General features: G+C 72.7%; 18 protein-coding genes. 6 read left to right on the top strand and 12 right to left on the bottom strand.

What is annotated here, in order from left to right:
* Positions 1-15 precede the first annotated feature (15 nt).
* From AB0J74_RS34405 to AB0J74_RS34430, 6 genes are read right to left on the bottom strand one after another with little or no spacing between them, the layout of a single operon-like run.
* Positions 16-825: an alpha/beta fold hydrolase gene (locus AB0J74_RS34405; RefSeq protein ID WP_363455892.1), complete on the bottom strand. Its 810-nt coding sequence runs from the start codon at positions 823-825 to the stop codon at positions 16-18.
* Positions 822-2,243, bottom strand: coding sequence for an NAD(P)-binding domain-containing protein (locus AB0J74_RS34410; RefSeq protein ID WP_363455895.1), 1,422 nt, complete (start codon positions 2,241-2,243; stop codon positions 822-824). The genes AB0J74_RS34405 and AB0J74_RS34410 overlap by 4 nt, the downstream gene beginning before the upstream one ends.
* A gap of 33 nt (positions 2,244-2,276) precedes the next feature.
* On the bottom strand, positions 2,277-2,945 hold the full coding sequence (locus tag AB0J74_RS34415; RefSeq protein WP_363455898.1) for an endonuclease/exonuclease/phosphatase family protein: 669 nt from the start codon (positions 2,943-2,945) through the stop codon (positions 2,277-2,279).
* Positions 2,942-3,889 carry an ROK family glucokinase gene (locus AB0J74_RS34420; RefSeq protein WP_363455901.1) on the bottom strand — a complete coding sequence of 316 codons (948 nt, stop codon included), beginning with the start codon at positions 3,887-3,889 and terminating at the stop codon, positions 2,942-2,944. Before AB0J74_RS34420 ends, AB0J74_RS34415 begins: the two co-directional genes overlap by 4 nt.
* A 43-nt stretch (positions 3,890-3,932) precedes the next feature.
* A complete protein-coding gene (locus AB0J74_RS34425) occupies positions 3,933-4,550 on the bottom strand; it encodes a hypothetical protein (RefSeq protein WP_363455904.1) in 618 nt (205 codons plus the stop codon).
* A gap of 11 nt (positions 4,551-4,561) precedes the next feature.
* Positions 4,562-5,017 carry an SRPBCC family protein gene (locus AB0J74_RS34430; protein ID WP_363455907.1) on the bottom strand — a complete coding sequence of 152 codons (456 nt, stop codon included), beginning with the start codon at positions 5,015-5,017 and terminating at the stop codon, positions 4,562-4,564.
* Between the two features lie 122 nt (positions 5,018-5,139).
* Here AB0J74_RS34430 and AB0J74_RS34435 point away from each other — a divergent pair, with 122 nt between their 5' ends.
* From AB0J74_RS34435 to AB0J74_RS34445, 3 genes are all read left to right on the top strand, one after another.
* Positions 5,140-6,933: a long-chain fatty acid--CoA ligase gene (locus tag AB0J74_RS34435; RefSeq protein WP_363455910.1), complete on the top strand. Its 1,794-nt coding sequence runs from the start codon at positions 5,140-5,142 to the stop codon at positions 6,931-6,933.
* Between the two features lie 65 nt (positions 6,934-6,998).
* Positions 6,999-8,633: a GAF domain-containing sensor histidine kinase gene (locus AB0J74_RS34440; protein WP_363456067.1), complete on the top strand. Its 1,635-nt coding sequence runs from the start codon at positions 6,999-7,001 to the stop codon at positions 8,631-8,633.
* Between the two features lie 7 nt (positions 8,634-8,640).
* Positions 8,641-9,309 (top strand): response regulator transcription factor, encoded by a 669-nt coding sequence (locus tag AB0J74_RS34445; RefSeq protein ID WP_203711293.1) that lies wholly within the window; start codon positions 8,641-8,643, stop codon positions 9,307-9,309.
* Here the strand turns inward: AB0J74_RS34445 and AB0J74_RS34450 are convergent.
* Positions 9,306-9,752, bottom strand: coding sequence for a DUF4395 domain-containing protein (locus AB0J74_RS34450; RefSeq protein WP_363455914.1), 447 nt, complete (start codon positions 9,750-9,752; stop codon positions 9,306-9,308). The two genes, AB0J74_RS34445 and AB0J74_RS34450, sit on opposite strands and share 4 nt — an antisense overlap.
* Positions 9,753-9,869: 117 nt before the next feature.
* Positions 9,870-10,376: a thioredoxin family protein gene (locus tag AB0J74_RS34455; RefSeq protein ID WP_363455917.1), complete on the bottom strand. Its 507-nt coding sequence runs from the start codon at positions 10,374-10,376 to the stop codon at positions 9,870-9,872.
* Between the two features lie 130 nt (positions 10,377-10,506).
* On the opposite strand from AB0J74_RS34455, the gene AB0J74_RS34460 reads away from it, so the two are divergent.
* Entirely contained in the window at positions 10,507-11,064 is a 558-nt protein-coding gene (locus AB0J74_RS34460; protein ID WP_363455919.1) for a class I SAM-dependent methyltransferase, read from the top strand.
* A 522-nt stretch (positions 11,065-11,586) separates the two neighbouring features.
* Here the strand turns inward: AB0J74_RS34460 and AB0J74_RS34465 are convergent.
* The 4 genes from AB0J74_RS34465 to AB0J74_RS34480 all read right to left on the bottom strand — a co-directional run bounded on the left by AB0J74_RS34465 (position 11,587) and on the right by AB0J74_RS34480 (position 15,685).
* Positions 11,587-12,711, bottom strand: a complete 1,125-nt coding sequence (locus AB0J74_RS34465) for a glycosyltransferase family 4 protein (protein WP_363455922.1) — start codon at positions 12,709-12,711, stop codon at positions 11,587-11,589.
* A 5-nt stretch (positions 12,712-12,716) separates the two neighbouring features.
* Positions 12,717-13,973, bottom strand: a complete 1,257-nt coding sequence (locus AB0J74_RS34470) for a M48 family metallopeptidase (RefSeq protein ID WP_363455925.1) — start codon at positions 13,971-13,973, stop codon at positions 12,717-12,719.
* 40 nt (positions 13,974-14,013) lie between these two features.
* The gene (locus AB0J74_RS34475; RefSeq protein WP_363455928.1) at positions 14,014-14,235 is read right to left on the bottom strand and encodes a hypothetical protein; all 222 of its coding nucleotides are present in this window, start codon (positions 14,233-14,235) and stop codon (positions 14,014-14,016) included.
* A gap of 73 nt (positions 14,236-14,308) precedes the next feature.
* Entirely contained in the window at positions 14,309-15,685 is a 1,377-nt protein-coding gene (locus AB0J74_RS34480; RefSeq protein WP_363455931.1) for an NYN domain-containing protein, read from the bottom strand.
* A gap of 126 nt (positions 15,686-15,811) precedes the next feature.
* Between AB0J74_RS34480 and AB0J74_RS34485 the strand changes: the two genes are divergently transcribed.
* Both AB0J74_RS34485 and AB0J74_RS34490 read left to right on the top strand, forming a co-directional pair.
* Complete coding sequence (locus AB0J74_RS34485; RefSeq protein WP_363455935.1) at positions 15,812-17,527, top strand: DEDD exonuclease domain-containing protein; 1,716 nt, start codon at positions 15,812-15,814, stop codon at positions 17,525-17,527.
* A 188-nt stretch (positions 17,528-17,715) separates the two neighbouring features.
* Positions 17,716-19,494 (top strand): RelA/SpoT family protein, encoded by a 1,779-nt coding sequence (locus AB0J74_RS34490; protein WP_363455938.1) that lies wholly within the window; start codon positions 17,716-17,718, stop codon positions 19,492-19,494.
* Positions 19,495-19,544: the final 50 nt, after the last annotated feature.

Here is a 19,544-nt window from a genome sequence, read left to right on the forward strand (position 1 = left end):
GAGGGCGGCCACGGCTCAGTGGTCGCCCTTCTCCAGCCAGTCGAGGATGGCGTCGAGCGGCTCCTGCCAGCGGGCGTCCAGCATCAGGTCGTGGCCCATGCCCGGGAACAGCAGCGGCGCGCCGCCGTAGCGGCGGGCCACCGTGTCGAGCGCGGTGCGCGGCACGACCCGGTCGTCGGGCGTGCCGACCACCAGCACCGGCGGGTCACCGACCGGCTGCTCCGGCGCGCGGGCGCGCAGCAACTCCCACTGCGCGCGGGCGGAGGCGTGGCCGACCCGGCCCAGGTAGCCGCGGGCCGCCGCGTCGGGCAGGTCGCGGCTGAAGAGTTGCCGCCGGGTCAGCCGCAACCGGCCGCCGAACGCCGCCGGCAGGGTGCCGAACGGGTTGTGCTTCAGCGCCAGGCCGAGCGTCGCCCAGCCGCCGAACACCGGGGCTGCCAGCACCCCGGCCCGGGCCGGGTAGCGCGCCAGCGCGTGCGCCACCACCAGCGCGCCGGCGCCGTGGCCGACCAGCACCGCCTGGTGCGGCAGGGACGCCGCGACCTGCACCACGTCGTGGGCGTAGGCCCGTAGCGTCGCGCGCGGTGCCGGCTCGCTGCCGCCGTGGCCGCGCGGGCTGACCGCGTGCACGGCGAAACCGCGGCCGGCGGCGTGCTCGAGCCAGTGCTCCGCGAACGCCCACGCGCCGTGCCCGAAGCCGGGCACGAACAGCACCGGCGGCTTGGTGTCGTCGGGCAACTCCGGCGTCGCGGTGCGCACCTCGCGGCGGGCCGGTGGGACCGGGTCGGCCCAGTCGCGGGTACGGATGATCCGGACCGAGGTCATCGCGCACTCCTTGCCGTCGCGGTCGCCGGTGTGAGCTCGTCGAGAGCGCCCTGCAGGGCCTTCAGGTAGTCGAGGTGGCTGACCTCGAACCAGTGCCGGGTGGAGTCCTTGACCCGGGCCCGGTTCCACCGCTTGCCCACGTCGGCCGACGCGCGCGACCAGAACGCCGCGGCCCGGGTCAGGTCGCGGTCGCGCAGCCGGAGCCAGCGGGCGATCAGCACCGTCTGCCAGTGCACGAGGGGGAAGAGCCCGGAGTCGGGCTGCAGCAGCCCGGCGACGGCGAGCGTCGGATGCTCCCGCGGGAACGCGTGCAGGTAGAGGGTGGGCCGGCCGTGCTCGTCGGCACCGAGGATCTCGGGCGCCAGGAACTCGAAGCGCGGCAGATAGCCGGTGGCGAAGACGACCACGTCGGGCTCGATGTGGCGGCCGTCGGTCAGCTCGACCGAGCCGCGGTGGAAGCGCCGGATGTCGGGCACCGGCGTGATCGTGCCGTGGCCGAGGTGGTAGATCAGCTGGCTGTTGGCGATCGGGTGGGTCTCGAAGACCTTGTGGTCGGGCTTGGGCAGCCCGAACCGGCTCTGGTCGCCGACGGTGAGCCGCAGCGTGCGGGCGGCCAGCCACTGCCGCATCCCGAGCGGGAGCCCGGCCGCCAGCATCCGGTCGTTGACCTGGTCGGTCGGGCGGCCGAGCAGGTATTTCGGCAGGTACCAGTAGCCGCGCCGGGTGGAGTGCCAGGTCTGGCCGGCGGCCGTGGCCGCCTCGACCGCGATGTCGCAGCCGGTGTTGCCGCCGCCGACCACCAGCACCTTGCGGCCGGAAAACGCCTTGGCGTCCTTGTAGGCCGAGGCGTGCAGGGTCTGGCCGCGGAACTCGTCGATGCCCTCGTAGGCCGGCACCTTGGGCGCCCAGTTGTGCCCGTTGGCGACCACCACGGCCAGGTAGCGGTGGGTGCGCTCCGAGCCGTATCCGCCGCTGCTGCGGGTGGTCACGTCCCAGCTGGTGTCGTCGGCCGGCTCGACCTTGACCACCTCGGTGCCGAACCACACGTGCGGCTTGAGGTCGAAGTGGTCGGCGTAGCGCTCCAGGTAGGACAGCAACTGGCTGTGGTGCGGGTAGTCCGGCCAGGCGTCGGGCATCGGAAAGTCGGGGAACTGGGTGAACGGCTTCGACGAGATCAGGTGCGTGCTGGCGTAGACCGGGCTGCGGTCGTGCCGCCAGTTCCACGCCCCGCCGACGCTGGTCTCCCGCTCGTAGCAGTCGACGCCGAACCCGTGCTCGCGCAGGTTCTTGACGGCGGCCAGGCCGCTGGCGCCGGCGCCGACCACGCAGACGGTGTCGCGGCGGTCGTAGACCGGGCGGCCGTCACGCCAGAGGGTGGTCGAAGGGTCGAAGCGGTCGTTGGCCGTGGAGGGGGACACCGTGCGATCCTTCCGACTCCCGGCCGGTTCTGTCTAGTCAGGTACCACCAGATCGACGGCAATCGGCAGATGATCACTGGCCCGCCTGGCCATCGGAGTGTCGACCACCCGGAAGCTGGTCACCTCGACCCGCTTGTCGACGAAGACACCGTCGATCTGTCGCGTCGGGCCCGACGCCGGGTGGGTCGGTGCCATGCCGGCCACGTGCAGGCCGTCGGCCAGCACGCCCCAGGTCGGCTCGCCCGGCTCGGCGTTGAGGTCACCGGCCGCGATCACCGGCAGGTCGTAGCCGCCGATCGCCGCCCGCCAGGCCGCGCCCTGCGTGGGCCGGACCGCGGCGTCGGTGGACAGGTGCGAGCCGGTGACGACGAACCGGGCGCCGGGCACCTCGCAGGTGGCGAACACCGCGCCGCGCATGTGGTGGCCCGGCACCAGCGGGAACCGCAGGTCGCGGGTCTCCAGCACGCGGACCCGCAGCGTGGTCAGCACCAGGTTGCCCAGCGACCACAGGCCGCCGCCGCCGACCACCATCCGCAGCCGGTCGGCCAGGGCCGCGTTCTTCTGCCGCCAGCGGAACCGGCGGGCGCCCTCCTGCACGATCAGCACGTCGGGTGCGAGGTCGGCCACCACCGCGGCGAGCGCGCCGAGATCGTCCTTGAAGCTGTGGATGTTGTAAGAAACGACCCTCAGGCGGGCGCTCACCGGCGGCGGGCCAGGTCGGCGGCGCCCACCATGCCGGCGCTGTTGCCGAGCTTGGCGACCCGCAGGTCGGCGACGGGCCAGCGGCCGCGCTGGGCCAGCGACTCCTGGTAGGACTCGCGGGCCGGGCCCATCAGCAACTCACCGGCGTCGACCACGCCGCCCCCGACGACCAGCACCTGCGGGTCGAGCACCTGGACCATGTCGGCCAGGCCCATGCCCAGCCAGCTGCCGATCTGGGCGAACGCCTCGCGGGAGACGTCGTCGCCGTCGCGGGCCGCCGCGGTGACCATCGGGCCGTTGATCCGGTCCGGCTCGCCGCCGGCCAACCCGAGCAACCGTGGCGCCCGGTGCGGCTCCTGGCGGGCGCCGGCCCGGGCGAACCGGACCAGGGCGTTGCCGCTGGCGTACTGCTCGATGCAGCCGAGCCGGCCGCAGCCGCACTTGTGGCCGCCCGGCACCAGGCCCATGTGGCCGAGTTCGGCCGCGATGCCGTTGGTGCCGCGGACCAGTTCGCCGCCGAGCACGATGGCTCCGCCGACCCCGGTGCCGATGGTGAACATCACCATCGAGTCTTCGGCGTCGTGCGCGGCGCCGTGCCGGAACTCGGCCCAGGCCGCGGCGTTGCCGTCGTTCTCCACGATGACCGGCAGGCCGACCTTGTCGCTGACGTAGTCGCGCAGCGGCTCGTCGCGCCAGGCGATGTTGGGGGCGAACAGCACGGTCGAGCGGGACGCGTCGATCCAGCCGGCCGCGCCGATGCCGACCGCGGTGGCCGGGTGGCTGGCGGCGAGTTCGGCGGCGACCTCGACGATCGTGTCGCGGGTGCGGGCGACGTCGTCGGCCGGGGTGTCCCGCCGGATGGTCGCCACGATCGTGCCGTTCTCGTCGACCACCCCGCCGGCGACCTTTGTGCCGCCGACGTCGACTCCGATGGTCAGCGTCACCGCTGCCGCTCCCCTCTGCTGTGCTTTCCGTCCGGCGACGCGCTCAGGCGTCGTCGTCGGACCGTGGCGCCGGCGGCGCCGTTCGCTTGACGGCCTTGCGGGCCATCGGTTTGGTGGGTTTGGGCGGGGTCTCGACCTCGTCGTCGGCTGCCCCGCCCCCGGCGGTGGCCGCCGCCCATACGTCACCGGCCGCGGAGGCCGGAGCGACATCATCGCGGGTACGGGTGGCCGCGCGCCAGATCTCGTCGTCGGAGAAGCGCGGCGCCGGTGCCGGCGGCGGCTGCTCGCGGACCGCGCTGGAGCTGTTGACCGCTCGCAACAGGCTGGCCACCCCGGCGGCGAAGTCGCCGGCACCCGTCGCCAGCCGCTCGGCGAACTCCGGGCTCGGGTCCCGCAACGCCACGATCACCCGGCAGATCGGGCAGACGCAGCACTCCGGATCACCGGTGGCGACCCGTGGCCCGCCTCCGGTCGTACCCCCGGACGGGTGATGGTTCTGCCCGAACGCCCCGGACAGGACGTCGGTGAGCGAGCCGAGCGCGCCGAGGCCGGCCGCGAGGCCCGGGCCTTCGTTGGCGGCCCGGCGGGCCATGGCGAGCGCGGTCGCGACGAGGCGCTCGGCCTCGCCGCGGGCGGACGATGGGTCGGGTTGCGGTGCCATCCGTGTTCCTGTCAGTCGCGCGGGTAGAGCGACTCCACCCGTCCCTTGAGCTGCTTCAGCGCGGCGTCCATGATCATCTTTTCGGCTTTCTTGCGGAACATGCCAAGCATGCCCACCGCCAGGTCGACCTCGAGCGTGTAGGTGACCTCGCTCGCGTCGTCGCCGACCGGTTCGATGTCGTAGGAGCCGTTCTGCGTCTTCTGCATCTTCGAGGGGGCGACCAGATGCCATTCGATGCGCGAGATGTCCTCGGCGTACTCGTATTGCAGGGTGTATTCGTCCATCAGCACGCCGGCGTCGATCACGAAGCGCACCTGGCTGGCGTAGCCGTCTTCGTATTCCTCGACCACCTCGGCCGACTGCATCGCCGTCGTCCACTGCGGGTAGCGCACGAAGTCGCAAATCACCGCCGCGACCTGCGCCGGGGTGGCGTCGATCTGGATCGACTGGGTGGAGGAGTCCGCCATGTGGGGCAGGCTACCCCTTTGCGCCCGCCCGACCGGCTGACGGCTCGCTGGTCCCGGGGATCGGACTCGATGCCGATACGGGTAGGTTGCATTTAGCTGATCGCGTTCTGCTAGGAGGCCAGGTGCGCGAATTCTCCGTACCCCCGGTCGTGACGATCGGGGACGCGGCCAACCTGACCGATCCGGTGTGGGACAACGCCGCGGTGGCGCCCGACACGGTGCAGTTCCGGCGGTGCCGGGACGGTGCCTGGGCCGACGTCACCTGCGGCCAGTTCCGCGACGAGGTCGTCGCGCTGGCCCGTGGGCTGGTCGCGGCCGGCATCCAGCCCGGCGCGCGGGTGGGGCTGATGAGCCGCACGCGCTACGAGTGGACGCTGATCGACTACGCCATCTGGTCGGTCGGCGCCGTCACCGTGCCGGTCTACGAGACGTCGAGCGCCGAGCAGGTGCGCTGGATCCTCGAAGACTCCGGCGCCGTCGCCGTGTTCGTCGAGACCGACGCGCACGCGCTGCTGGTCGCCGGCGTCCGCGACGACCTGGCGGCGCTGACCGATGTCTGGCACATCGACAACGAGGATCTCGACCTGCTCCGCGAGCGCGGAGCGACCGTCGACGCGGCCGTGATCGACGAGCAGCGGCGCACCTCGACCGCCGACGACATCGCCACGATCATCTACACCAGCGGCACGACCGGCCGCCCCAAGGGCTGCGTGCTGACCCACCGCAACCTGCTCTCCGACATCACCAACGCGGTGCCGGTGCTGCCCGACCTGTTCCACGAGGGCGCCTCGACCCTGTTGTTCCTCCCGCTGGCCCACTCGTTCGCGCGGCTGATCCAGATCGGCATGGTGCAGGCCCGGGCCACGATGGGGCACCTGCCCGACACCAAGACGCTGGTCGACGACCTCAAGCTGTTCCAGCCGACGTTCCTGCTGTCGGTGCCCCGGGTGTTCGAGAAGGTGCACACCGCGGCCAAGCAGCGGGCGGCGGCCGACGGCAAGGGCGGCATCTTCGACAAGGCCGAGCAGGTGGCGATCGCCTACTCGACCGCACTCGAGGGCGACGGCCCCGGCCTGGGGCTGCGGATGCAGCACGCCCTCTACGACAAGCTGGTCTACGGCAAGCTGCGGGCCGCGCTGGGCGGGCACTGCACCCGGGCCATCTCCGGGGGCGCGCCGCTCGGTGCCCGGCTCGCACACTTCTTCCGCGGCGTCGGCGTCACGGTCTACGAGGGCTACGGGCTCACCGAGACTTCCCCCGCGGTCGCCGTCAACCTGGAGAACGCCACCCGGATCGGCACCGTCGGCCGGCCGCTGCCCGGCGTGACCGTGCGGGTCGCCGACGACGGCGAGATCCTGGTCAAGGGGCCGCTGGTGTTCAAGGAATACTGGCGCAACCCCGACGCCACCGCGGAGGTGCTCGACGCCGACGGCTGGTTCAGCAGCGGCGACCTGGGCACCCTCGACGACGACGGTTACCTCACGATCACCGGCCGGAAGAAGGAGATCATCGTCACCGCGGCCGGCAAGAACGTCGCGCCGGCCGTGCTCGAAGACCGGATCCGGGCGCACCCGCTGGTCAGCCAGGCGCTGGTGATCGGTGACCGGGAGCCGTTCATAGCGGCGCTGGTGACCATCGACCCCGAGGCGCTGCCCCGCTGGCTGGATACCCAGGGCCTGCCGGCCGGCACGTCCGTGGCCGACCTGCGCACCGACGAGAAGCTGCGCGCCGAGATCCAGTCCGCGATCGACGACGCCAACAAGGCCGTCTCGCACGCCGAGTGGATAAAGGAGTTCCGCATCCTGCCCGACGACTTCACCGAGGCGACCGGGGAACTGACCCCGTCGCTCAAGGTCAAGCGAGGCGTCGTCGTCAAGGCTCACCAGACCGTGATTGACGAGATCTATCGCCGATGACCTCGGAGGCGCCCACACCCACCCCGATCCGCGCCCACCCGCTCGCCGTGGCCGCGCGGATCGTGATGCTCGCGCTCGTCGCGGTGCTCGTCCTGCTCACCACCCAGGAGCTGGGGCAGCTGTGGTGGATCGGGCTGCTGATCGTCGCCGGGGTGCCCGCCGTGGTCACTCCCCGGCACCCGGTGCTGGCCCCGCTGGGCCGGTTCGCCGAGGTGATCATCGTGGGGTTCGGTGCCGCGCAGGTCGCGGAGCACACCGCCAACACCTCGATCGGCCAGGGCGTCGGTGCGGCCGCTCTGCTGCCCTACCTCTCGGTGCCGCTCACCGTGACCGCGCTGCGCCGGATGTCGCGGGAGAGCGCGGCGCTGCTCAGCGTGGCCACGCTCGCGCTGGTCGCGGGTGGCGCGGTCAGTTCCAGCGACGGCAAGCCGCTGATCTCCGAGCCGGTCTACCTGGTCGTCTCCGCGCAGTGGCTGATCCTGGCCTCGCTCGGCACGCTGGCCGCGTCCACCCTGCAGCGGATCATGCAGCAGCGCGAGAAAGCAGGACGCCCCCAGCCGTACGCGGAGGCGACCCGGCTGTTGACCCAGCTGCGCAGCGTCGCCCGCCAGCTCCCGGGCGCCACGCTCGACCCCGGTGGCATATCGGAGCACCTGGTCGAGGAGCTGCGCGGGGTGGCCCGCGCCGACCGCGCGGCCGTGCTCTCGGCCAGCGGTGGCGGCCGGCTGGTGGTGCTCGCCCAGGCCGGCGTCGACCGGGTCGACTGGGAGACCAGCCTCGACGCCGACTCGGCGATCGCCGAGGCCTGGGCCAGCCAGCAGCCCTACACCGCGAGCCGGTCGCAGGCCCGCTCCCATCGAAGGGGTGACGTTTCCGCCCTGGTGGTGCCGTTGGTGGCGGGCGTCCGTACCGTCGGATTGGTCATCATCGAGGCCGACGTGGCCGGCGCCTACCCGCCGGCCGTGGTGGAGCAGGTGACCGCGCAGACCGGTCCCGCTGCTCTGCGGCTGGAAGCGGCACTGCTCTTCGACGAGGTCCGGTCGTTGGCCACCAACGAGGAACGGCAGCGGCTGGCCCGCGAGATCCACGACGGGGTCGCGCAGGAACTGGTCATGGTCGGCTACGGGATCGACAACGCGCTGGCCACCCTGCCCGACGGGGCCAAGGAGACGGCCGAGGAGCTGCGCACGCTGCGCGGCGAGGTGACCCGGGTGATCACCGAGCTGCGGTTGTCCCTCTTCGAGCTGCGCTCGGAGGTCGACCGGCAGGGCGGGCTGGCGGCGGCGATCTCCGAGTACGCGCGGACCATCGGCGCCTCGGGTGGGCTGCGGGTGCACGTCACGCTCGACGACTCGACCGCCCGGCTGCCCGCCGCCACGGAGGCCGAGCTGCTCCGGATCGCACAGGAAGCGATTACGAACGCCCGAAAGCACGCCGGAGCCACTAACCTGTGGGTCTCGTGTTCCATCGATCCCCCATACGCCCAGATCGAAATCTCCGACGACGGTCAGGGCATCGCCGACCAGCGCCCCGACGGTCGCTACGGCCTTGCGATCATGGCGGAGAGAGCGGAACGTATCCGAGGCCGGTTGGAGATCAGTCCGCGGAGTCCGTCCGGCACGACCGTGGCGGTGGTAGTCGGTACGTCACCGCGCCGCGATAGCGTGCGCGATAGCGTCACCGCATCAGAAGGGGAGTAACCCGAGCATGACGACCAGCCCATCGCCGACCACGCGCACCAAGGTTCTCCTTGTGGATGATCACGACCTGATCCGCAAGGGACTTCGGCACGCGTTCGAGCGCGACCGCCAGTTCGAGGTCGTGGGTGAGGCTGCCACCGCCGCCGAGGGCGTCCGCCAGGCTGGTGCGCTGCAGCCCGATGTCGTGATCATGGATTTGCGGCTGCCCGACGGCAGCGGCCTCGAGGCCACCCGCGCGCTGCGCAAGTCGAGCGCCACGATGGGCATCGTCGTGCTGACCATGTACGCGGGCGACGACCAGCTGTTCGGCGCGCTCGAGGCGGGCGCGAGCGCGTTCGTCCCGAAGACCGCGCCGGCCGACGAGGTGGTGGCCGCCGCCCGGCACGCGGCGTCGTCGCCGTCGGCGTTCACCGCCGCTGATCTCGCCGAGGCGATGAAGCGCCGGCTGGCCCCGTCCGGCCCGCAGCTGTCCCCCCGCGAGGGCCAGGTCCTGCGCCTGCTGGCCGACGGCATGTCGGTGGCCGGCATCGCGAAGCAGCTGTTCGTCAGCGAGTCGACGGCCAAGACCCACATCTCCAAGCTCTACGAGAAGCTGGGCGCCGCCAACCGGGCCCAGGCGCTGATGACAGCGCTGCGGCTGGGCCTGCTCGAAGCGCCCGACGCGCCGAAGTTCTAGTCGTCGGTCTGGATCCGGGCGGCCAGCGGCCGTCCGGTCATCCGCCGCGCCGCGAGGTAGAGCTCGCAGCCCAGGCACAGACCGAACGCGCTGTTGAGGAACGCGGCCGCCAGCCCGAACGCGGCGGCGGTGACGCCGACCGCGGTGCCCGCCGTGCCACCGGCGCCGAACGCGATGGCCGCCGTCAGGGCGAACACGCCGCCGAGGGCCTGCGCGAACCGGACCGGCGCGGCGGGTTCGCGCTCGGTGGGCGGCTTCAGCCGGGGTGCGACGGCGCTGCGGTAGATCAGCGAGTAGGGACCCTTGCGCGGGTCGACGGCGGTGATGGCGAAGACGACGGCCTGGGCGAGGGCCAGCCACCAGGCGCCGGTCGCCAGGATCACGATGAAGACGATCGCGGTCAGGCCGGCGGCGAAGCGCGGGCCACGGGGGTCGAGCAGCATTCTTTCCCACCTCGGGGTGTCGTCGGACCGGGCCTTCTCGACAGCCGGGTCAGCGACAGAGGCTGGCGGCGAGGCGCCCGTGGTCGACGATGCGGCGGCGGGTGAGCTTGTCGTTCATCACGCGGCCCGTTCGAGAATCGGCGCGACGGCGGCGAGCACCTGGGCCTTGGCCGGTACCCCGCTGGCCCGCTGCACGATCCGCCCGCCGGCGACGATCAGCGTGGTCGGCGTGCGCCAGATGTCGAGCGCCCGCACCGCGTCGAGGTGGCTCTCCGCGTCGACCTCGAGGTGGGTGACCCCGTCGACGAGCCCGGCGACGTCGGCCAGCACCCGCCGGGTGACCCGGCACGGCGCGCAGAAGGCCGACGAGAACTGCAGCAGGGTGACCGGCGTCGACGGATCCACCCCGAGACCGCGCAGCGTCTGCCCGTCTTCGGCGTCGTCGGCGGCGGCCAGCGTCGCCGGACCCTCGTCGCTGGGCAGGGCACCCGGGTTGGCAGCCATCTGACCTCCGTCGCCCACGGCCCGCAGCCGACCGTCGCGGCGCTTGTGCCACACGCCGAAGACGGTCGCCACGACGAGCACGGCGACGGCCACGACGATCCCGGTCACAGCGGAGCCCACCGATCTACGGTGCCACGACCACCCCGACCGCCGCCATGACGTGGCCCACGTCTCACCGCGTAGTCTCGGCCGTCATGATCGAACCGGACTTCGTCACCACCAGTTCGCCACCGACCTCCAGGACCACCCGTTGGAACGGGCCCTGCTCACCTGGTTCGCCGAACTGGTCGGCGACGGCCCGGTCCTCGACGTCGGTTGCGGCCCGGGCCGCACAACGGGCTTCCTGCACGAACTCGGCGTCGACATCGCCGGCCTGGACCTCTCCCCCGAGTTCCTGGCGATCGCCCGGGCCGAGAACCCCGGCCTCCGCTTCGACGAGGGCTCGATACTCGCGCTCAACCACCCGCCTTCCACCTTCGCCGGCCTGTTGGCGAACTACTCGCTGATCCACATCCCCGACGAGACGCTGCCGGAGGTCCTGGCCGGCTTCCACCGCGCCCTGCGCCCCGGTGGCCACCTCTGGGTCGCCTTTCAGGTCGGCGACGAGCCCCGAATCATGACGGAGGCCTGGGGCTACGAGGTCGACCTGGTCTTCCGCCGCCGCCGGCCCGACCAGATGGCCACCCTGCTGTCCGCGGCGGGCTTCAACCTGTGCGCCCGCACCATCCGCGAGCCGGAGGCCGAAGAACTGACCCCCCACGCCTTCCTGGTGGCTCGCAAACGCCCCGACTCGGACCTCCTCCTGTAGCCGGGCGGGGGTCTCTCTCCGAGCCAACATGTTTTCGCGTGTACGCACACGCCAAAACATGTCCATCCGAAGAGCACACACCCGTCCCGCGAGGCTCGTCGGCCCCGAGGCTCATCGGCCCATCGGCCCGAGGCTCGTCAGGCCGAGCGCCATCGGGCCCCGACGCTCGTCAGGCCGAGCGCCATCGGCCCCGACGCTCGTCAGGCCGAGCGCCATCGGCCCCGAGGGCCGTCGGCCCGAGGCTCGTCGGTCCCGCCATCCAGCACGGCGTCAAGGGCCGCCGCGCCCACGATTCCCTTCGCAGCCCGCGCAGAGCCCTGCCGCGGCGACCGACCAGCGGACGCGGGCACGTGCCGCGAGATCCAGCCTGACCGCCCGAACCGGGACGTGGCCACCTCCCGCCGCCGGGCGATCCCCGTTGTTGTCCTGATGGACGGCTCTGAACGCGGCGCTCGGCCGGACGCCGGGACCAGCGACAGCGGCGGGTGCGTGGCCTGGCCGCACAGGCACGCCTCGCTCCGGTCAGGGGGTGAGGAGGGCGCGCATGCGGGTGGCTTGGGTCTGCCAGCGCCAGTCGCGTTCGACCCAGGCTCTTCCCGCCTGGCCCATGCGGTGGGCCAGGTCGGCGTCGGCGAGCAGCGTGATCAGGCGGTCGGCGAGTTGGGTGAGGTCGCGGCCGTCGACGACGTAGCCCGTTTCGCCGTCGCGGACCGCGTCTGGTGCGCCGCCGGAGTCGCCGGCCACGACCGGGAGGCCGGTCGCCGAGGCCTCCAGGTAGACGATGCCCAGGCCCTCCACGTCTAAGCCGTGGTTGCGGGTGCGGCAGGGCATCGCGAAGACGTCGCCCGCCGCGTAGTGAGCCGGGAGTTCCTCCCAGGGGACGCCGCGGGTGATGACGACGTGGTCGGCCACGCCCAGGGCCGCGGCCAGCCGGCGGAGGCGGGTGTGGTTGGGGCCGCCGCCGACCAGCAGGAGGAGGGCGTCGGGGATGGACTCGCGGATCGTGGGCAGGGCGCGGATCAGCGCGTCCTGGCCCTTGCGGTGGACCAGGCGGGAGACGCAGACGATGACCCGGCGGTCGCCGATGCCGTGGCGGGCGCGGATCGCGCTGCCGTCGACGCCCGGGTGGAACAGGTCGACGTCGACACCCGGCGCCAGGCGGCGCAGGTCGGTCAGGCCGTGCAGGGCGCGCTCCAACCGCGTGCGCTGGTAGTCGGTCAGGTAGGTCACCACGTCGGACCCGCGTGCGATGCGACGGAGCAGGCCGCGGGCGCCGGGCAGGGCCGCCCAGCCGACCTCGTGGCCGTGGGTCAGGGCGACCACCCGCTCGACACCGGCGCGCCGGCGCAGGCCCTCGGCCAGCAGGCCCAACGGGGCGGCGGCGCCGAACCAGACCGTGTCGCACTCGTGGGCACGGGCCAGTTCGGCGGCGCGGCGGGCGACCGCCGGGGTGGGCAGCAGCACGCCGGTGGACTCGCGGACCACCTCGAAGGGCTGTTCGGCGTCGAACTTTTCGGCGCCGCGCCAGTCGGACGCGTAGACCACGACCGAGCCGGCCGGCTGGCGGACGGCCAGTTGGTGGACGAACTTCTGGATCCCGCCGGGGCGCGGTGGGAAGTCGTTGGTCACGAGCAGCGTGCGGGTCATCGGGCCTATCTCTCGCCGCGGGCGTAGGCGCGGGCCGCCGCCATCCGCTCCACCGTGGACGGATGGGACGCGGCGTAGAGGTATTCCCAGCGCGGTGGGTCGGGGTCGCCCAGGTTGACCGACGACAGCCGGGCCTGCATCGCCTCGAACGTCATCGGATCCTGGGTCAGGGCCAGCGCGTGCGCGTCGGCCCGGGCCTCGGTGTGCCGCGACAGCAGGGCCTGCGCCGGTGACGCGACCACGCCGACGACGGCCGCCACCGCCAGCAGCAGGGCGAACGCGCGCGGCTCGGCGATCGAGGTCACGCCGGCCGCCCGGAGCAGGCTCGTCCAGCCGCCGAGCAGGAACAGGGCGACCACCCCGAGCGCCGCGCCCAGCGCGCCGATCAGGGTGCCGGTCAGCACGTCGCGGTCTTTGGCGTGGCCCAGCTCGTGTGCGACCACGCTGACCACCTCGGGCGGGGCCGCCTCGGTCAGCAGCGTGTCGTAGACGACGATGCGGCGGGTCGGGCCGAGGCCCGACACGTAGGCGTTGACCTGGCGGGTGCGCCGGGACGCGTCGGCCACCAGGACGTCGCGGACCGGGACGCCGTCGGTGCGGGCCAGCTGGATCAGCTCGGTGCGCAGCGGGCCGTCGGCCATCGGGGTGAAGCGGTTGAAGACCGGCTCGACCAGGACCGGCAGCACGAAGGACATGAGCACCACCAGGGCGGCGGCGCCGGCCGCGCCCCAGGCCCACCACCAGCGGGGCGCGAAGTGGGTGATCGCGTAGAAGCCGAGCAGGGCCACCACGCCGATGACGGCGGACACCGCGTAGCCCTTGAGCAGGTCGACCAGCCAGCCGCCCCAGCCCTGGGTGGACAGCTCGTAGCGGACCAGGATGATGTGCCGCCACGCGGCGAACGGCAGGGTGAGCAGGTCGGCGACCAGGACCACCACGATGCCGCCGAGGATCGCCTGGGCGACCCAGTTGCCGCCGAACGGCCGGCCGACGGCCTCGATCAGCCGGGCGCCGAGCGGGGTCAGCCCGAGCGCCAGCGCGATGACCAGACCGATCAGCAGGCTGCCGTAGCCCGCGGGGCGCAGCGCCGAATGGAACGCCCGGCCGGCGGCGACCTGGTCGGCCGGCAGCGTGCGCAGTGCCGCGACCTGATCGGCCCGGGGCGCCGGCGGCCGGTGCAGGGGCACCAGCACCAGGACGGCCACCGCCAGCGCGACGGCGAGCACGCCGAAGACAACCACCGCCCACCCTCGTGGCGTCACCGCGCGCACCTCCCCCGCTGGCGTCGGACCATAGTAAAGGTCAGGCGACCCGGAACCCGGATCGCGATCGGGGCCGGACCATCCGCAGGGCGGCCGGCTGCTGGCTGACCACCTCGACCTCGAACCCGGCCCGCGCGAACACCTCGATCGCACGCACCTCGTCGGGCTCGAGACCCTCGACCGGCGCCTCCAGGAGCGCCGTCACGAGGCACCCCTTGCACGCCGCGCCGCGCACCGCGCAGCTGTCGCAGTCGATGAGCATCACTGGCTCCTCACTCAGGAAGACACCCTCCGTGACGCAAACGCTAGCGAGCGGGTCTGACAAAAATGCCGGCTCAGTTCCGCGACAGGCGCCTGACCAGGGAATCCGCTCCTAGCGGATAAGCACCATGACGGCGTACGCCGTCGGCGACCTCACGGTCTGAACTCACCACCACGACCGGCCGCCCGGACGGCTCGGCGCGGACCAGCCGGCGGATGAGCTCGTCGGCGGTCTCGCCCTTGCGGGAGAAGAGCACCCGCACGCCGCGCGGTGCCGGAGGCAGCCCGTGCACCCGCTCGGCGCCGTCGAAGACCACGGTCACCTCGTCGCCGGTCTGCGCCGCGATCCCGCCCAGGCCGGTGATCAGCCGCTTGCGCTGCTGCTCGAGCGACATCTCGGGGAATCCCCGCTTGGTGACGTTGTAGCCGTCGACGACCAGGTGCGCGCGGGGCAGGGCGAGCAGCTGGTCGAGGCGGGCCGGGTCGTCGGCGTCGAGCGCCCGGGGCGTGGAGGCCGCGGCACCGGGCTGGTCGCCGTGCGCCTCGGCCACGTAGTCGGCCGGTCGACGGTCGGTGGGCTCCAGGGCCAGCTCGCGACGGAGCCCCACGGCGGCCTGGCCGATCGTCTCCAGCAGCAGCCAGAGCCGGGCGTCGTCGACCGAACGGGCCTCCTTGGCCGTCTGCCGGGCGCTGCCGGCGGCGGTCTCGGCCTCAGCCAGCCGGGCCCGCAGCCGGCGCAGCTCCGCGTCGTGGTCGGCGGTGGCCCGGGCGGCCCGGCCCTTCTCGGTGGCCAGCATCTCGGTCGCCTTGCGCTCGCGGGCCTGCGACTCGCGCAGCTGCCGGGCCTGCACCCGCAGCTCCTCGCGCAACTGGCCGAGCTCGGCGCTGACCCGGCTCAGCTCGTCGCGCAGCTTGTCGGCCTCGCTGCGGGCCACCGCGCGGTCGTGCTCGGCCCGGGCGGTGCGCTGCTCGGCGTCGCGGACGAGGCTGGCGATGGCGGCGCTGTCGGCCTCGGCCCGCACCGCCTCGCCGGCGGACTCGACCAGGTCGCGCCAGCCGGCCGGGCGGGCCAGGTAGGCCAGGGCGGCGACCTCGACCGGGTCGGCCGCCGCCGGGCAGATGCCCTCGACCACCGCGGCGCCCAGGTCGCCGACCTCGGCGATCACCCGCGACGAGATCCGCTGGCGGAAGAGCGAGTCGCCGGCGAGCTGCGCCGCGATGGCCGCGCCGCCGAGCCGGGCCCGCCGGTTGGGCGCGAACTTGGCGACCCGGCGCAGCGGCACGGGCTGCTCGTCGAAGGGCAGACCGGGCAGGGCGGAGGCGGCCAGCGCGACCACCCGCAGGCGCACCGGCTCGGGCAGAAGAGGCTCGATCTCCGGCTCCGAACCCGCGGACGACGGCGTGACCGCTTCCTCGGGAAGGCGGCCGTCGCGCGGTTCGGGCTCGGACATGCAGCAAGTCTCCCACCGCTGGCCGCTCCGGCGCCCGTCGATGTAGTCGATCTTTTGCACGGGTACGGCGAAACGCCTGCGACCCGCGTGACAGAAGTGTCGTACCCACGTTCTAACGTCCTGTCCGTGGTGGATCAGCTCTTCGTCCAGGGCACCCTCGACGGCCTCCTGTCGGCCGGCGAGGCGACCGCTCTCGTCGACACGACGTTCGTGGTGGTCGACCTGGAAACCACCGGCGGCGCCCCCGACGGCGGCGGCATCACCGAGATCGGTGCCGTCCGGGTGCGCGGCGGCGAGGAGCTGGGCATCCTGGCCACGCTGGTCAACCCGGGCCAGCCGATCCCGCCGTTCATCACGGTGCTGACCGGCATCACCGAGGCGATGGTGGTGCCGGCACCGCCGATCGAAGAGGTGCTGCCGCCGTTCCTCGAGTTCCTCAAGGGGGCGGTGCTGGTGGCCCACAACGCGCCCTACGACGTGGGCTTCCTCAAGGCCGCGTGTGCCAAGTTCGGCTACACGTGGCCCAACCCGCGGGTGCTCGACACGGCCGCGCTGGCCCGCCGGGTGCTGATCCGCGACGAGGTGCCCAACCGCAAGCTCGGCACCCTGGCCGCGCATTTCCGCACCCCGCGCCAGCCGACACACCGGGCGCTCGACGACGCGCTGGCCACCGTCGACGTGTTGCACGCGATGATCGGCCGGCTGGGCAGCCACAACGTCACGACGATCGGCGACGCGATCGAGTTCGCCAAGGCGGTCACCCCCACCCAGCGGAGCAAGCGGCACCTGGCCGAGGGGCTGCCGCACGTGCCGGGGGTCTACATCTTCCGCGCCGCCGACGGCCGCCCGCTCTACGTCGGCACCTCGGTCGACATCGCGACCCGGGTGCGCAGCTATTTCACGGCGGCCGAGAAGCGCGCCCGGATCTCCGAGATGCTCGCCGCCGCGGAAAAGGTCGACGCGGTCGAGTGCGCGCACGGGCTCGAAGCCGAGATCCGCGAGTTGCGGCTGATCGCGGCGCACGCCCCGCCCTACAATCGCCGGTCCAAGTTCCCCGAGCGGGTGGTCTGGCTCAAGCTCACCGACGAGCCCTACCCCAGGCTGTCGGTGGTCCGCGCGCTGGCCGCCGACGACACCGCCTACCTCGGGCCCTTCACCTCCAAGCGGGCCGCCGACCTGGCCGCCGCGGCGGTGCACGACGCGATCCCGCTCCGGCAGTGCACGCTGCGCCTGTCCACCAAGACCAAGACGCCCGCCTGCGCCCTGGCCGAGCTGGGCAAATGCGCCGCGCCGTGCGAACACAAGATCAGCCGGGAGGCCTATGAGGAGAGCGCGGCGGCCCCGTTCCGCGCGGCGGCCACCGGCGACCCGGGCGTCGTCGTCGACGCGCTGATGGGCCGCATCTCGGTGCTGTCCGACGCCCATCGCTACGAGGACGCGGCGACGGTGCGCGGCCGGCTCGCCGCCGTGCTCCGGGCGGCCGTCCGGATGCAACGGCTCTTCGGGCTGACTGCGATCAGCGAGTTGGTGGCCGCCCGGCGGGCCGGCGACGGGGGCTGGGAGCTGGCCATCGTCCGCCAGGGCCGGCTGGCCGCGGCCGGTAACTCGCCGCCCCGGGTGCATCCACGCGCGACGATCGAGGTGCTGCGCGCGACGGCCGAGACGGTGCTGCCCGGCCACGGCCCGGTGCCGAGCGCGACGGCCGAGGAGACCGAGCGAATCCTGTCCTGGCTGGAACGCCCGGACACCCGCCTGGTGGAAGCGTCGACCGGTTGGGCGTCGCCCGTCCGTGGAGCAGCCCGCTACCGGGAGTTGCTCCGAAAGGCTGAAGCACACAGCTGACAGCCGCGCACCCGTGCTCGCGGCCGTGGGCCGCGGCGAGACTCACCCGTTCGCCCAGAAGCAACTGACCATTTGGACTACGGTACGTGACTTAGTCTGGTAGAGAAATGCACTCGTGACTGTCTCGCCCGATTTCCCGGGCGAAGGCACGGTTCACGGGTGCCGGCCTCGTCAGGAGGTGTGCGGGCGTGGATGTCGACGCCGGTCACGGCGCCGCGCTGGGTCGTGTGGTGCCTGTCCAATCAAGCGACCTGCCCATCTCCCGCCGGCTACGGACGTTCCTGTCCTGGCCAGGCTCCGACGACGACCCGGTCAACCGCCTGGTCCGCACGCATCGCGAGGTGCACGCCGGCGACGCCGGCATGCTCCGCCGGGCCTACGGCATCGCCGAGAGCATGCACCGAGGCCAGTTCCGCAAGAGCGGCGAACCGTTCATCACCCACCCGCTCGCGGTCGCGCAGATCCTCGCCGAGCTGGGGATGGACACCACCACGCTGGTCGCCGCGCTGCTGCACGACACGGTCGAAGACACCCGCTACACGCTCCAGGCGCTCGACGGCGACTTCGGCCCCGAGGTGGCCCACCTGGTCGACGGCGTGACCAAGTTCGACAAGGCGTTCTACGGCAAGGCGGCCGAGGCCGAGACGATCCGCAAGATGCTGGTCGCGGCCGGCAAAGACGTCCGCGTGCTGATCATCAAGCTGGCCGACCGGCTGCACAACATGCGCACGCTCGACGCCCGCTCCCCCGCCTCCCGAGCCCGCATCGCCCGGGCCACGCTCGACGTGCTGGTGCCGCTCTGCGACCGGCTCGGCATCCAACTGCTCAAACGCGAACTCGACGACGTGGTGCTCTACCACCTCGAGCCCGAGGGCTACGCCACGGTCGACGAGCACGTGCACACCCGCACCGGCTGGGACGAATACGTCACCGAGGTGGTGCTGCGGGCCAAGACCACGTTGCGCCGCAACCGGGTGACCGCCAACGTCTCGGCCCGACCCCGGCACTACTACTCGATCTGGAAGGACACGGTCGAGGCCGGCTACCGCGTGCCACACGACCTGCCCCGGATCGCGGTCGTGGTCGACGGCACCGAGACCGACTGCTACGCGGCGCTGGGCGCGATCCACGGCTGTTGGCGGCCGGTCGCGGGCCGGTTCAAAGACTTCATCGCGTCGCCGAAGAACAACCTCTACCGCTCCCTGCACACCACGGTGATCGGCCCCGACGACCGCTCGGTCGAGGTGCTGATCCGCACCGAGGAGATGCACCAACTCGCCGAATACGGCATCGCCGCGCAGTTCCGCTACCCGAAGACGCCGGCCGCGATGGCCGAGTCGCGGATCGAGCAGCTGACCTGGCTCCGCCGGGTGCTCGACTGGGAGCAGGCCACCTCCGACGCCGGCCAGTTCCTCGAGTCGCTGCGCTGCGACCTCGCCGAGGCACAGATCCAGGTCTTCGCCGAGGGCCGCCAGATCGTCCTGCCGTCCGGGTCGACCCCGGTCGACCTGGCCTACGAGTTGGCCACCGAACGCGGCGACCACTGTCTCGCCGCCACCATCAACGGCCGCCTGGCACCCCTGTCGTCCGAGCTCAACGACGGCGACGTAGTCGAGATCTTCACCGAGACCGAGTCGGCGGGCGTGCCGGTCCCCGGCGGGCCGCGCAAGGAGTGGCTCGGCTTCGTCAAGTCGCCGCAGGCCCAGATGCAGATCAACCGCTGGTTCGCCGACCACGACGAGCCCGGCATCAGCATCCCCGACAAGGTCCGCCTCGGCCGCGCGACGATCGGCCTGGCCCTGCGCCGCCACGACCGCGGCCTGGCCAGCGACCGGCCGCTGCGGCAACTCGCCGACGAGATGGGCTACCCCGACCTGGAAACGCTCCTGGTCGCCGTCTTCGACCGCGCCCTCACCCCGGAGACCGTCGTCGACCGCCTGGTCGCCCTCGTCGACCGGCGCGAATAGGGCAGCACCAGCCTGTGTGGGCGGTCCGTGAGTCCTGTTCGGTGGACTGC

This window comes from Asanoa sp. NPDC049573 (assembly GCF_040676615.1).
GTDB lineage: Bacteria > Actinomycetota > Actinomycetes > Mycobacteriales > Micromonosporaceae > Asanoa.